The sequence below is a fragment of the Luteimicrobium xylanilyticum genome (genome assembly GCF_009429125.1).
GTDB classification, from domain to species: Bacteria; Actinomycetota; Actinomycetes; order Actinomycetales; family Cellulomonadaceae; genus Luteimicrobium; species Luteimicrobium xylanilyticum.
Genome location: NZ_CP045529.1, coordinates 1,263,990 through 1,276,977 on the forward strand (window position 1 = coordinate 1,263,990; position 12,988 = coordinate 1,276,977).

Annotated in this window: 10 protein-coding genes; 9 read left to right on the top strand and 1 reads right to left on the bottom strand. The window is 70.2% G+C overall.

The features are described from left to right. Nucleotides 1–13: 13 nt before the first annotated feature. The 5 genes from KDY119_RS05430 (at nt 14) to KDY119_RS05450 (ending at nt 6,695) form a co-directional block, all read left to right on the top strand. On the top strand, nt 14–634 hold the full coding sequence (locus KDY119_RS05430) for a DinB family protein (protein WP_036952055.1): 621 nt from the start codon (nt 14–16) through the stop codon (nt 632–634). A gap of 56 nt (nt 635–690) precedes the next feature. Beyond that, complete coding sequence (locus KDY119_RS05435) at nt 691–1,773, top strand: DUF3592 domain-containing protein (protein WP_194174350.1); 1,083 nt, start codon at nt 691–693, stop codon at nt 1,771–1,773. Between the two features lie 284 nt (nt 1,774–2,057). Continuing rightward, nucleotides 2,058–3,845 (top strand): ABC transporter family substrate-binding protein, encoded by a 1,788-nt coding sequence (locus KDY119_RS05440; protein ID WP_036952047.1) that lies wholly within the window; start codon nt 2,058–2,060, stop codon nt 3,843–3,845. 250 nt (nt 3,846–4,095) lie between these two features. Further along, on the top strand, nt 4,096–5,628 hold the full coding sequence (locus KDY119_RS05445; RefSeq protein WP_036952044.1) for an ABC transporter permease: 1,533 nt from the start codon (nt 4,096–4,098) through the stop codon (nt 5,626–5,628). Beyond that, a complete protein-coding gene (locus KDY119_RS05450) occupies nt 5,625–6,695 on the top strand; it encodes an ABC transporter permease (protein ID WP_083890951.1) in 1,071 nt (356 codons plus the stop codon). Before KDY119_RS05445 ends, KDY119_RS05450 begins: the two co-directional genes overlap by 4 nt. Before the next feature lie 26 nt (nt 6,696–6,721). On the opposite strand, the gene KDY119_RS05455 is transcribed toward KDY119_RS05450, so the two are convergent. Next, nucleotides 6,722–7,351, bottom strand: a complete 630-nt coding sequence (locus KDY119_RS05455; RefSeq protein ID WP_153022038.1) for a PH domain-containing protein — start codon at nt 7,349–7,351, stop codon at nt 6,722–6,724. 26 nt (nt 7,352–7,377) lie between these two features. Here KDY119_RS05455 and KDY119_RS05460 point away from each other — a divergent pair, with 26 nt between their 5' ends. The 4 genes from KDY119_RS05460 to KDY119_RS05475 all read left to right on the top strand — a co-directional run bounded on the left by KDY119_RS05460 (nt 7,378) and on the right by KDY119_RS05475 (nt 12,929). After that, nucleotides 7,378–9,198 carry a dipeptide ABC transporter ATP-binding protein gene (locus KDY119_RS05460; protein ID WP_036952039.1) on the top strand — a complete coding sequence of 607 codons (1,821 nt, stop codon included), beginning with the start codon at nt 7,378–7,380 and terminating at the stop codon, nt 9,196–9,198. A gap of 191 nt (nt 9,199–9,389) precedes the next feature. Then, nucleotides 9,390–11,321: a translational GTPase TypA gene (typA, locus tag KDY119_RS05465; RefSeq protein WP_036952036.1), complete on the top strand. Its 1,932-nt coding sequence runs from the start codon at nt 9,390–9,392 to the stop codon at nt 11,319–11,321. 91 nt (nt 11,322–11,412) lie between these two features. Then, nucleotides 11,413–12,417, top strand: a complete 1,005-nt coding sequence (locus tag KDY119_RS05470; protein WP_227994533.1) for a PIG-L family deacetylase — start codon at nt 11,413–11,415, stop codon at nt 12,415–12,417. Further along, nucleotides 12,414–12,929: a hypothetical protein gene (locus KDY119_RS05475; protein WP_148284213.1), complete on the top strand. Its 516-nt coding sequence runs from the start codon at nt 12,414–12,416 to the stop codon at nt 12,927–12,929. Before KDY119_RS05470 ends, KDY119_RS05475 begins: the two co-directional genes overlap by 4 nt. The last annotated feature ends 59 nt before the right edge of the window (nt 12,930–12,988 follow it).

The following is a 12,988-nucleotide window of genomic DNA, read 5'->3' on the forward strand; positions in this document are numbered from 1 at the left end:
CGACGGTGGGTCCATGACCGACGCGAACGAAGCAGCCCAGAAGGCGACGCTCCGGCACTACCTCGACAGCGGGCACCGGACGCTCGAGTGGAAGCTCGAGGGTCTGTCGGAGCGCGACGCGCGGCGGCCGATGACCCCGACGGGCACGAACCTGCTCGGGCTCGTGAAGCACGTCGCGTCCACGGAGGCCGAGTACCTGGGCCGGTGCTTCGACCGGCCGTTCCCCGAGCCCATGCCCTGGATGGACGACGACGCCGAGCCGAACTCCGACATGTGGGCCACGGCCGACGAGTCGATCGACGACGTCCTGGCGTTCTACCGACGCGTCCAGACGCACTCCGACGCCACGATCGAGGCCCTGCCGCTCGACGCGCCCGGCGTCGTGCCGTGGTGGGGCGCCAGGGAGGTCACGCTGCACCAGGTCCTGGTCCACGTGATCGCCGAGACCGACCGGCACGCCGGTCACGCGGACATCGTGCGTGAGCTGCTCGACGGCGCCGTCGGGCTCGGCGCGACGAACAGCAACCTCCCGGACCGCGACGCCGCGTGGTGGGGTGCCTACGTGGCGCACCTCGACGAGCTCGCCGCGCAGGCGGGCGACAGCCGCCAGGTCCCGGAGGCCGACGCGGACTGAACGGCCCGCCCGGACCGTTCCCCGGGGCTCCGGGGGGTCGTGCCATCATGCTCGGCGTGACCTCGACGACAGCATCCCGGCCCTTCGCGCGACGGACCAGCACCGCGGTTGCCGTCGCGCTCCTGTTCGCCCTGGTCCTGGGGATCTTCGGCGGCGTGCTCGTCGGTGTCTCGCAGAAGGACTACACGGCGTACACCGAGCGGGCGACGGCGACGATCAGCGACGTCGTCAGGAGGACCGGGGGAGGGGGGACCCACCACGGCAGCACGACGTACCGCATCTACCTCGACTACGAGGCGGACGGTCACAGCTTCACGCGCAAGCGCCTGCAGGGCGTGACCACCGGGACCCCCCACGTGGGCGACACGGTCGAGCTGCGGTACCCGCCGGGGCAGCCCGCCAAGGCGGTGACCGCGAAGACGACCTCGAGGACGACGGCGCACGTCGAGCTCGGGATCGGCGTGGGGCTCCTCGTGCTCGCGGTGGGGATCCTCGTGGGGCTCGCCGTCTGGGGACGACGGCGCCGGGCGAAGGCCCTGCCCGCGGCGCCGGAGGCCGCCGCCTTCGCAGTCCCGGCGCCTGCGCCGGTCGCGGACCCGCGTCTCCTGCCGGTCCCGTGGCCGTGGGAGCAGGTCGTGGCCCAGCTCGCGCGCGCCGCCGACGACGCGCCGTTCGCCGTCACGCCTCTGCAGGACGGCGGCGTCGACGTCACGTACGACGTCGCGAACGCCCGCTGGTACACGCTCTTCCAGGCGCACCGCCTGAGCTCCACCTTCGTGTGCCGGCTGCACCCGAGGAAGCCCGGCCGCTACGCCAGGAACGACACCCTGTACGACGTCGAGTGGGCGGCCGGCGTGGGTCGCCTCCGGGGCAGCGGCCAGGTGCAGTCGGGTCGGGTGTGGTCGCGGCGTCGTCGCGTGGACTACGGGATCGGCACCGACGGGAGCGTGGGGCGCCAGGTGGACGTCGACTTCTCGTCCTCCGACGTGCCCCGCTGGATCGACGGGGTCCTTGCGGGCTCCGGGTGGAGGTCGGCGCTCGACGCCAACGCTCGTGGCGGGCTGGTGGCCGCCGTCGTCGGCGGTGCGGTGGCCGTCGTGGGCGTGGGCGTGGTCGTCGCCGTCGTCGCCTCACGCTGACGACTCACGCCCGCTTCGTCCGTCTCGTCGGAACCGCTGTGTCCACGAGGCGCGACTGTTGTTACACGCATGTTTCTCTGGGCGGCCCCGTGTGAACGCGTCGTACCGGCCAGTATCAAATCAATAACGATCGAACGTACCAGCCAGTAGCCGTTACCGCCCGGTACCGCAACCGTGGGTACCGTGGCCCCACACGAACGACGGTCCTGCACGCTGGCGTGGAGCCCCGCCGCCCTCGCGGCGCGGCTTCCGGTGCAGGGCACGTCCACCCTCGAGGAGGAACATTGAAGATCAGGCGATATGGCGTCGCGGTCGCGGTCGCTGCCGCAGGTGCCCTGCTGTTCTCGGCCTGCAGCTCGTCCGACGACAGCCCCAAGTCGACGACGACCGGGGCGGCGACGGCGAAGACCGGCGGCACCATCACCGTGGCGGAGGTGAACGCGTTCTTCTCGTTCAACTCGCTCACCGCGAACGGCAACACGGACATCAACTCGAAGGTGTCGCTCGCGACGCAGTCGGGCTTCAACTACGTCGACGACAAGCTGACGCTCCAGAAGGACCCGAGCTTCGGCACGTACGAGGTCGTGAAGCAGGACCCGCTGACCGTCAAGTACACCCTGAGCGACAAGGCGCAGTGGTCCGACGGCACGCCGGTCAGCGCGGACGACCTGCTCCTCGCGTGGGCGGTCGAGTCGGGCTGGTACAACGACGGCACGACGAACGCCGACGGCAAGGTCACCAAGGGGACCAACTACTTCGACTACGCGGGCTCGACCCTCGGCCTGAACGACACCAAGTTCCCGACCGTGAGCGACGACAAGAAGTCGATCACCATCGAGTACACCAAGCCGTTCGCCGACTGGGAGAGCGCCTACTCGGTCCAGGGCATCCCGCCGGCCCACGTCATCTGGAAGCACGCCGGCCTCGCCAACGAGGACGCCTTCATCAAGCTGCTGCAGGACCAGCCCAAGGGTGACCCGTCCAAGCCGGCAAAGACGAACGCGACGCTGAAGAAGATCTCGGACTACTTCAACACCGGCTTCGACTCGAAGACGCTGCCGAGCGACCCGTCGCTCTACCTCTCGGACGGCCCGTACATCGTCTCGGCGATCGACCAGGGCAAGTCGCTCACGCTCGTGCCGAACACCAAGTACCAGGGCGACCACACCGCCAAGCTGGACTCGATCGTCATCCGGACGATCGCGGACCCGCAGGCGCAGATCCAGGCGCTCCAGAACGGTGAGGTCGACGTCATCGCCCCGCAGGCGAACGCCGACACGCTGGCCGCGCTCGACCAGGTCCCCGGCGTCCAGGTCCACAAGGGCAACCAGCTCTCGTACGACCACATCGACCTGAACTTCAGCGGTGTGTTCAAGGACAAGAACGTCCGTGAGGCGTTCCTCAAGACGATCCCGCGCCAGGCGATCCTGGACGCGATCATCACGCCGCTCGACTCGAGCGCCAAGGTGCTCAACTCGCAGCTCTTCGTCCCGGCCCAGGAGGGCTACGCCGACTCGGTCGCCAACAACGGCTCGAGCGCCTACGGCGAGCCCGACATCGACGGCGCCAAGAAGCTCCTCAACGGGGCGACGCCGACCGTCCGGATCCTCTACAACTCGGACAACCCGAACCGTGTCGACGCGTTCACGCTGATCTCGCAGTCCGCCTCCAAGGCCGGCTTCAAGATCAAGAACGAGGGCGACGTGAACTGGGGCTCGCGCCTGGGTGACGGATCGTACGACGCCTCGATCTTCGGCTGGATCTCCTCCGGCGTGGGCGTCTCGGGCGTGCCGCAGATCTTCGGCACGGGCCAGAGCTCGAACTTCAACGGCTACTCGAACAAGTCGGCCGACGCCGCGATGTCGAAGCTGATCCAGACGACCGACAAGTCGGAGCAGACCAAGCTCCAGCAGGAGATCGACAAGGACATCTTCAGCGACGCCTACGGCCTGCCGCTGTTCCAGTCGATCGGTGTGGACGCCGAGTCGTCGCGTGTCGGCGGCATCGACACGTTCAACCCGAACCAGAACGGCGTCTGGTGGAACGTCTGGGAGTGGACGGTCAAGAGCTGACGCTCGACGGCTGACCCCGGCCTCGAAGGCGCCGGGACCTCGCACGGGGTCCCGGCGCCTTCGGCGGTCCCGCGGTCGTGAGCGCGGGCTCCGCTAACCCGGACACGAAGGAACGAGGCGGACATCGACGTCCGCCGCGGCCCGAATCCGGATTCGGAGCACCCCGTTCGCTGACCTAGACTTCAAAGGCTGCCCATCGTCGCGGCGACCCCGTGGCGGCCGGCTCTGTTCAGACGGGAATCCCTCTCCGATGCTCTCGTACATCGTCCGGAGGCTCGTAGCCTCCTTCTTCATCCTGCTGGGTGCATCGTTCATCGTGTACCTGCTGATCGCCTACTCCGGTGATCCGCTCGCCGAGATCCGGTCGAGCAACTCGCCCAGCAAGGACACGCAGATCGCGGTCCGCACCGAGATGCTCCATCTCAACGTGCCCCCGGTGCTGCGGTACTTCATCTGGCTCGGCGGCGCGTCGAAGTGCCTCATCGGCCAGTGCGACCTCGGCGTGACGCTGCAGAACCAGCCCGTGACGGCTGCCCTCGGCCAGGCCATCCCTGCGACGCTGCAGCTCCTGACCGCGGCCACCCTGCTCGCGATCGTGTTCGGCATCGCGATCGGCGTCGTGACGGCCCTGCGGCAGTACTCGACGCTCGACTACGCCGTGACGTTCATGAGCTTCCTGTTCTTCTCGCTCCCGGTGTTCTGGGTCGCCGTCCTCCTCAAGGAGTTCGGCGCGATCAAGTTCAACAACTTCCTCGCGACGGCGACCATCTCTCCCGGGGTCATCGTGGCGCTGGCGCTCGTGTCCGGCGTGGTGTGGGCGGTGATCGTCGCCGGGACCTGGCGGCGCCGTGGCATCACCTTCGCGGTGGCCGCGGTCGTGACGGCGCTCGTCCTGGTGTTCCTGTCGGCCACCAAGTGGTTCCAGACCCCGTCGCTCGGTCCGGTGGTCATCGCGGTGACCGGCGTCGCGATCGCCTACGGCGCCACCGTGCTCTTCGCGGGACTGCGCAACCGCAGGGCCCTCTACTCGGCGCTGATCAGCGTCGGGATCGGGCTGGTCGCGTACTTCGCGCTGCAGCCCGTCCTCGACCGGACCGGCTTCTGGGGGCTGATCGGCCTGCTGGTGATCGCGCTGGCGGTGGCCTGGGCGATCGGTCACTTCATGGGCGGTTACGACCGCACGCAGTCGATCCGCGCGGCGATGCTCACGACGTTCGGCATGAGCCTGCTGATCGTGATCGACCGGTTCATGCAGTCGTGGCAGTCGTACTCCGACAACCCACTCGTCCGAGGACGTCCGATTCCCACCATCGGGTCGAAGATCCCCGGGCTCGACGGAGACTTCTGGATCACCGGTCTCGACACGATGACCCACCTCATCCTCCCGACGATCTCGATCATCCTCATCTCGCTCGCGTCGTACACGCGCTACTCGCGGGCCTCGATGCTCGAGGTGATGGGCCAGGACTACGTGCGCACGGCCCGCGCCAAGGGCCTGTCGGAGCGTGTCGTCGTGACCAGGCACGCCTTCCGGAACGCCCTGATCCCGCTCGCGACGATCGTCGCGTTCGACATCGGCGGCATGATCGGCGGCGCGGTGATCACGGAGAACGTGTTCTCGTTCCAGGGCATGGGCCAGCTCTTCCTCACGGGTATCAAGAGCATCGACCCCAACCCGGTCATGGGCGTGGCCATCGTGACGGGCATCACCGCCGTCGTGTTCAATCTGTTGGCTGATCTGGCGTACTCCGCGCTGGACCCGCGAGTGAGGGTGAAGGCATGACATCGCCACTGAGCAACATGGACGAGGTCTCCCCGGCCCCCGCGTCGCCGGAGCCCGAGGAGCAGGTCCGCGGCCTGTCGCAGGGCCGCATCGTCTTCAAGCGCTTCATGGACCACAGGGGCGCCGTCATCGGCATCATCGTGTTCCTGCTGGTCCTGGTCCTCGCGATCAGCTCGATCGGGCTCGGACCCATCCCGGGCTGGTGGAAGTACAGCTACAAGGAGACGCCGGACATCGTGAACGGCGGGCACCCCAGCCTGCAGTTCTTCCCCTTCCACCTGGGTGACCACCCGTTCGGCCAGGACCGCGTGGGCCGTGACATGTTCGCGATGACCATGCGCGGCACGCAGATCTCGATCTCGATCATGATCATCGTCGGCGTCGTGTCGGCTCTGATCGGAATCCTGATCGGGGCGTCCTCGGGCTACTTCCGCGGCAAGGTCGAGGCTGTCCTGATGCGCTTCACGGACATGATCATCATCATCCCGTCGCTCATCGCCGCAGCCGTGATCGCGAAGTCCTCGCAGCACCTCGGTGGGATCTGGTTCCTCGCGGTGTTCCTCGGTTTCGTGTCGTGGACGGGTATGGCCCGTCTGGTCCGCGGCGACTTCCTCACGCTGCGCGAGCGCGAGTTCGTCGACGCCGCGCGCCTCGCGGGCGCCTCGAACCGGCGGATCATCTTCAAGCACATCCTGCCGAACGCGATCGGCGTCATCACGGTCAACACCACGCTGCTGATGTCGTCCGCGATCCTCACCGAGACGGCACTGTCCTACGTCGGCCTCGGGGTCCAGGCGCCCGACATCTCGCTGGGCAAGCTCATCAGCGACAACCAGGCGGCGTTCTCGACGCGCCCGTGGCTCTTCTGGTGGCCCGGCCTGTTCATCGTGGTGATCTGCCTCTGCGTGAACTTCGTCGGCGACGGTCTGCGCGACGCGTTCGACCCGCGCCAGAAGAAGTTCCGCCTCAAGAAGGACAAGGACGACCAGCGAGTGGCGCCGGTGGCTCTCGAGGCGCCGATCGACGACGCGCTGGACGGCACGTCCGAGGCGCCGGGGCGGCCATGACGACCGGCGAGCAGGCGCGTGGTGGCTCAGACGAGCTGAGCCACCACGCCGAGCACGACGCACGCCGCCAGCACGGCCTGCGCCGTCCGGTCCCAGTGCGTGTCGACCGGGGTGGTGTCCGCGACGCCGAGCTCCAAGGCCTCCGTCTCGACGAGGCGCTGCCACCGCTCACGGACCAGCTCACCGGCCGTGCCGGACGCCGAGCCGCGCAGGTCGCCGATCCGGACCGCCTTGCGGGCGTCGTAGGCGTTCGTCGGAAGGTTCTCGACGGCGTCGGGCCCGCTCATGAGCGCCTTGTGCCGCCCGGGGCCGGGGGCCGCCCAGGCGCGGATGCTCAGGTGCGGCGTGACGAGCGTCAGCGCGAACTGCGTGCTCACGTCCACGAGCGCCGCGAACGGCACGCGCACCGTCCTGAACGGGTTCACCACCACGACGGCGTCGGGCGTGACCTGCACGCGGGGGCGCCAGAACACCAGCCACGCGAGATAGCCGGCGCCCAGCGCCCACGGTGCAGCACGCAGCAGGCCACCAGGCCCGTGCTGCTGCCACTGCGCCGCGGTGAAGCCCGCCACGAGAAGCCAGGCACCTCCCGTCAGCCACGGGCTGCTACGGGGCCAGAACGACTGGACGCTGCCGGCATCTCGACCCGAACTCATATGCGCATGATCCCAGGAGCGACACGATGACCCAAACGATCGGGACCGACCGTCAGGCGACGGCGACCGAGGCCGTGCTCGAGGTGCGCGACCTGTCCGTCGACTTCGGCGTGGACAAGAAGTGGGTGCCGGCAGCGATCGGCCTCAACTACACAGTGCACGCGGGCGAGGTGCTCGCCATCGTGGGCGAGTCGGGCTCGGGCAAGTCGGTCAGCTCGATGGCGATCCTCGACCTGCTGCCCAAGAACGCCCGCATCTCGGGGTCGATCAAGCTGCAGGGCCAGGAGCTCCGCGGTCTCGGCAGCTCGAAGATGCGCGACATCCGCGGCAACGACATCGCGATGATCTTCCAGGAGCCCATGACGGCCCTGAACCCCGTCTACACGGTCGGGTTCCAGATCATCGAGGCGCTGCGTCTGCACAACGAGATCTCGCCCGACGAGGCCAAGGAGCGCGCGCTCGAGCTGCTGCGCCTCGTCGAGCTGCCCGACCCGCAGAAGGCGTTCAACTCCTACCCGCACCAGCTCTCCGGCGGCCAGCGGCAGCGCGCGATGATCGCACAGTCGCTGTCCTGCGACCCGCTGCTGCTGATCGCGGACGAGCCCACCACGGCGCTCGACGTCACGGTCCAGGCCGAGATCCTCGACCTCATGCGCAACCTGCGCGACAAGCTGAACTCGGCCGTCATCCTCATCACGCACGACATGGGCGTGGTCGCGGACCTGGCGGACCGCATCGTCGTCATGCGCAAGGGCCTGATCGTGGAGGAGGGGACGGCGCACCAGATCTTCTCCTCTCCGCAGCACCCGTACACGCAGGAGCTCCTGGCCTCCGTGCCCCACCTCGGTGTCGCCGAGTCGGGCGAGGAGATCGACGTGACGGCCGCGCTCGCGGCGGCCAGCCACCACGAGGACCTCGTCTCGGACGTCTCGGCCGAGGAGCTCGCGCGGCGAGAGGCTGAGAACCGCCGGGCCCTCGAGGCGGCGGCGAAGGCCGCGCGCGACTCCCAGAACGGGGGATCGGCACCCATCCTCGAGCTGCGCGACGTCGCGATCGAGTACCCCAAGCAGGGTCGCGTCGCCGCGTTCCGCGCGGTCGAGGGCGCGAACCTCGTGATCCGCCCGGGCGAGGTCGTCGGCCTCGTCGGGGAGTCCGGCTCGGGCAAGACCACGATCGGTCGCGCAGCCGTCGGGCTCCTCCCGATCGTCGAGGGCCAGCTCACCGTCGCGGGGACGGACCTGACACAGCCCACGAGCAAGAAGCTCAAGTCCCTCCGCCGCCGGGTGGGCATGGTCTTCCAGGACCCGTCGTCGTCGCTCAACCCGCGCCTTCCCATCGGCGAGTCCATCGGCGAGCCGATGTACCTCGCCGGGGTGGCCAAGGGTGCTGCGCTGCAGAAGAAGATCGAGGAGCTGCTCGACCAGGTCGAGCTCCCGCGCAGCTACCGCAACCGGTACCCGCACGAGCTCTCCGGCGGTCAGAAGCAGCGCGTCGGCATCGCCCGTGCGATCTCGCTGTCGCCCGAGCTCCTCGTCGCCGACGAGCCGACCTCTGCGCTCGACGTGTCCGTGCAGGCGCACGTGCTCGAGCTCCTGCAGGACCTGCAGCAGCGCCTGCAGTTCGCGTGCCTCTTCGTGACCCACGACCTCGCCGTCGTCGACGTCCTCGCACACCGGATCGTCGTCATGCAGCACGGCCGGATCGTCGAGCAGGGCACGCGCGACCAGATCCTGCGCAACCCGCAGGAGGCGTACACGCAGCGCCTCATCGCGGCCGTCCCGCTGCCCGACCCGGAGAAGCAGCGCGAGCGCCGCGAGCTCCGCGCCGCGCTCCTCGAGAAGGTCTGACCCGAGGGTCACGGGTGGGCATCCGTCCCGCTGATCCGCGCTTCGCGGAGACGGCGGGGCGGGTGCCCACACGCATGTCCGGCTACGGCCGGTAGAATGGAGTCGAACGACGCGCCCCCAGGCTTGCGGGCGCCGTCACGCCAGCGCCGCTCCGGCCCGTGACGCCTCCCTCTTCGAAGATTGGTTCCTCCATGCCTGAGGCCACCGTGACCGCCGCCGTGCGTCCCGACCTGCGCAACGTCGCGATCGTCGCGCACGTCGACCACGGCAAGACGACCCTCGTCGACGCCATGCTCTGGCAGTCCGGGGCCTTCGGCGAGCACGCCCACGTCGACGAGCGCGCCATGGACTCCGGCGACCTCGAGCGCGAGAAGGGCATCACCATCCTCGCGAAGAACACCGCGGTCCGGTACGCCGGCCCCGCGGCGGCCGCCGTCGGGCAGCCGGGCGGCATCACCATCAACGTCATCGACACCCCCGGGCACGCCGACTTCGGCGGCGAGGTCGAGCGCGGCCTGTCCATGGTCGACGGCGTCGTCCTCCTCGTCGACGCGTCCGAGGGTCCGCTCCCGCAGACCCGGTTCGTGCTCCGCAAGGCCCTCGCCGCGAAGCTCCCCGTGATCCTCGTCGTCAACAAGGTCGACCGGCCCGACGCGCGCATCGACGAGGTCGTCGCCGAGTCCACCGACCTCCTCCTCGGCCTCGCGTCCGACCTCGCCGACGAGGTCCCCGACCTCGACCTCGACGCCGTGCTCGACGTCCCCGTCGTCTACGCCGCCGCGAAGGTCGGCCGCGCCAGCCTCGACCAGCCCGAGGACGGCGGCCTGCCCGACAACGAGGACCTCGAGCCGCTCTTCCGGACCATCCTCGACAAGATCCCCGCGCCCACCTACGACGAGGACGCGCCCCTCCAGGCGCACGTCACCAACCTCGACGCGTCGCCGTTCCTCGGCCGCCTCGCCCTCCTGCGCATTTTCAACGGCACGCTGCGCAAGGGCCAGACCGTCGCCTGGGCCCGCCACGACGGCTCGCTCCAGAACGTCCGGATCACCGAGCTCCTCGAGACCAAGGCCCTCGAGCGGGTCCCCACGGACTCCGCGGGCCCCGGCGACATCGTCGCCGTCGCCGGCATCGAGGACATCACCATCGGCGAGACGCTCACCGACCCCGACGACCCGCGGCCCCTCCCGCTCATCACGGTCGACGACCCCGCCATCTCCATGACCATCGGGATCAACACGTCCCCGCTGGCAGGCAAGGGCGGCAAGGGCCACAAGGTCACGGCGCGCCAGGTCAAGGACCGCCTCGACAAGGAGCTCATCGGCAACGTGTCGCTCCGCGTCCTGCCCACCGACCGCCCCGACGCGTGGGAGGTCCAGGGTCGCGGCGAGCTCGCCCTCGCGATCCTCGTCGAGCAGATGCGCCGCGAAGGCTTCGAGCTCACCGTCGGCAAGCCGCAGGTCGTCACCAAGACCATCGACGGCAAGGTCAACGAGCCCATGGAGCGCATGACCATCGACGTCCCCGAGGAGTACCTCGGTTCCGTCACCCAGCTCATGGCGCAGCGCAAGGGCCGCATGGAGACTATGTCCAACCACGGCACCGGCTGGGTCCGCATGGAGTTCGTCGTCCCCGCCCGCGGCCTCATCGGCTTCCGCACCCGGTTCCTCACCGACACCCGCGGCACCGGCATCGCGTCGTCCATCGCCGAGGGCTACGAGCCGTGGGCCGGCCCCATCGAGACCCGCAACAACGGGTCCCTCGTGGCCGACCGCGCCGGGTCCGTCACCCCGTTCGCCATGATCAACCTCCAGGAGCGCGGCGCGTTCTTCGTCGACCCCACCCAGGAGGTCTACGAGGGCATGATCGTCGGCGAGAACTCCCGCAACGAGGACATGGACGTCAACATCACCAAGGAGAAGAAGCTGACGAACATGCGTTCGTCGACGGCCGACAACTTCGAGAACCTCGTCCCGCCGAAGCACCTCACCCTCGAGGAGTCCCTCGAGTTCGCACGGGAGGACGAGTGCGTGGAGATCACGCCCGAGGTGGTGCGCATCCGCAAGGTGATCCTCGACCAGCAGGAGCGGGCGCGCGCGACGGCGCGGGCGAAGCGCTCCTGATCGTCGTGGGCGGCGGCGTCGTGGTCGGGTTCGCGACACACCCCCGTGGCGTCGCCCGCTCCGACGGGTCGTGGTTCGCTCGGGGGCGCGCGTGACGCTCGGGGGCGGCAGGGAGAGCCGGGCGGTGGCGCCGGAGGGCGGGCTCGTCGTCGTGCACGCGCACCCCGACGACGAGACGCTCGCGACCGGCGCGCTGCTCGCCACGTGGGCCGCGGCCGGGCAGGCGGTGACCGTCGTGACGTGCACCCGGGGGGAGCGCGGCGAGGTCATCGACACCGCTGAGCACCCCACCGGCGTCGGCGCGCTCGAGGGGGACGGGGCCGGTCTGGCCGCGTACCGGGAGGGCGAGCTCCGCGCGGCGCTCACGGCGCTCGGGGTGCGCGACCACCTGTTCCTCGACACCGTGCCGCTGCCGGGCGACGCGTCCGACGACGGCCGCACCGGCGTGCGGTACGAGGACTCCGGGATGGCGTGGGTCGCGCCCGGGATCGCCGGCGCCGCGTCGGACGGGTCCGGTGCGCGGCCCGAAGGGGCGTTCGTCGGGGTCGGTCTCGACGAGGCCGCCGCCCGGCTCGCCGCGGTGCTGGGGGAGCGGCGGCCCGCCGTCGTCGCGACCTACGACCCCGACGGCGGGTACGGGCATCCCGACCACGTCCGCGCGCACCAGGTGACCGTGCGGGCGCTCGAGCTGCTCGCCGCCCGGCCCGGGACGGGCACGCCCCCGCTCTGGTGCGTCGTGCAGCCCCCCGACCAGGTGCGTGCCGCCCGGCGGGCGCTCGCCGCCGCTCCGGGACTGCCGGACCTGGCGCTGCCCGACCCCGACGAGGCCGTCCTCCCGCCCGTCGCGACCTGGTGGCACGGCGCCGCCGACGCGCTCGTCGTCGTGCCTGCCCGGCCCGTGCAGGACCGCGTCGCCGCCGCGCTCCGCGCCCACGCCACCCAGGTCCAGGCCGTGACCGTCACCGAGCCGGCCGAGGGCGAGGCCCTGGTCGGGTGGTACGCGCTCAGCAACGACGTCCTCGCCCCGCTCCCGGCTGCCGAGCACTATGCCCCGTTCCGGCCCGGCACAGGCTCGCCCGGTACGGTGGCACCGTGAGCGCGACAGTTCCCCCCGACGACGGTCGAGGACAGGTACCCCCGCCGGCGACCGGTCTCCCGGTCTCGCCGGTGCGCTTCACGCCCGCGCCGCCGCGCGCGCGGACGAGCTGGGTGCGGATCGTGCTCTCGGGGCTGCTGGGCGTGCTGGTCGGCGCCGTCGGGACGTTCATGTTCGCAGCCCTGCTCCCGTCCGGGATCACGGACCACGTGAGCGCCGCCGGCTCCTGGCCCGTAGGGCTCGTGCTGACGCTCGCCCTCAGCGTCGCCGCCGCGATCCTCGCGCGCGCCTGGGGCGGGTACGGCGCGTACACCGCGTACGCCGTCGGCTGGCTCGTCGTCGTCATCGTCCTGTCCGGCATGCACGGTCCCGGCGGGGACGTCGTCGCGGGTGCCCACCAGCGCTGGGCCAGCCTGTGGATGTACGGCGGGTTCCTCCTCGTCGCGGCCAGCGCGTTCGCGCCGCGCGGCTGGTTCTCGGACGAGCCTCGAGACCGTCGGCCCACCTCGTAGAATCGCCGCACGCCGACCCACGGCGCACGCCCACCAGGTCCGTCGAGCCGTCGGCCACG

What these genes read in the sequence shown, in the direction of transcription:
- KDY119_RS05430 (WP_036952055.1), top strand. Translation starts at nt 14, where the DNA reads ATGACCGACGCGAACGAAGCAGCCCAGAAGGCGACGCTCCGGCACTAC.
- KDY119_RS05445 (WP_036952044.1), top strand. Translation starts at nt 4,096, where the DNA reads ATGCTCTCGTACATCGTCCGGAGGCTCGTAGCCTCCTTCTTCATCCTG.
- KDY119_RS05450 (WP_083890951.1), top strand. Translation starts at nt 5,625, where the DNA reads ATGACATCGCCACTGAGCAACATGGACGAGGTCTCCCCGGCCCCCGCG.
- KDY119_RS05455 (WP_153022038.1), bottom strand. Translation starts at nt 7,351, where the DNA reads ATGAGTTCGGGTCGAGATGCCGGCAGCGTCCAGTCGTTCTGGCCCCGT.
- KDY119_RS05460 (WP_036952039.1), top strand. Translation starts at nt 7,378, where the DNA reads ATGACCCAAACGATCGGGACCGACCGTCAGGCGACGGCGACCGAGGCC.
- typA (WP_036952036.1), top strand. Translation starts at nt 9,390, where the DNA reads ATGCCTGAGGCCACCGTGACCGCCGCCGTGCGTCCCGACCTGCGCAAC.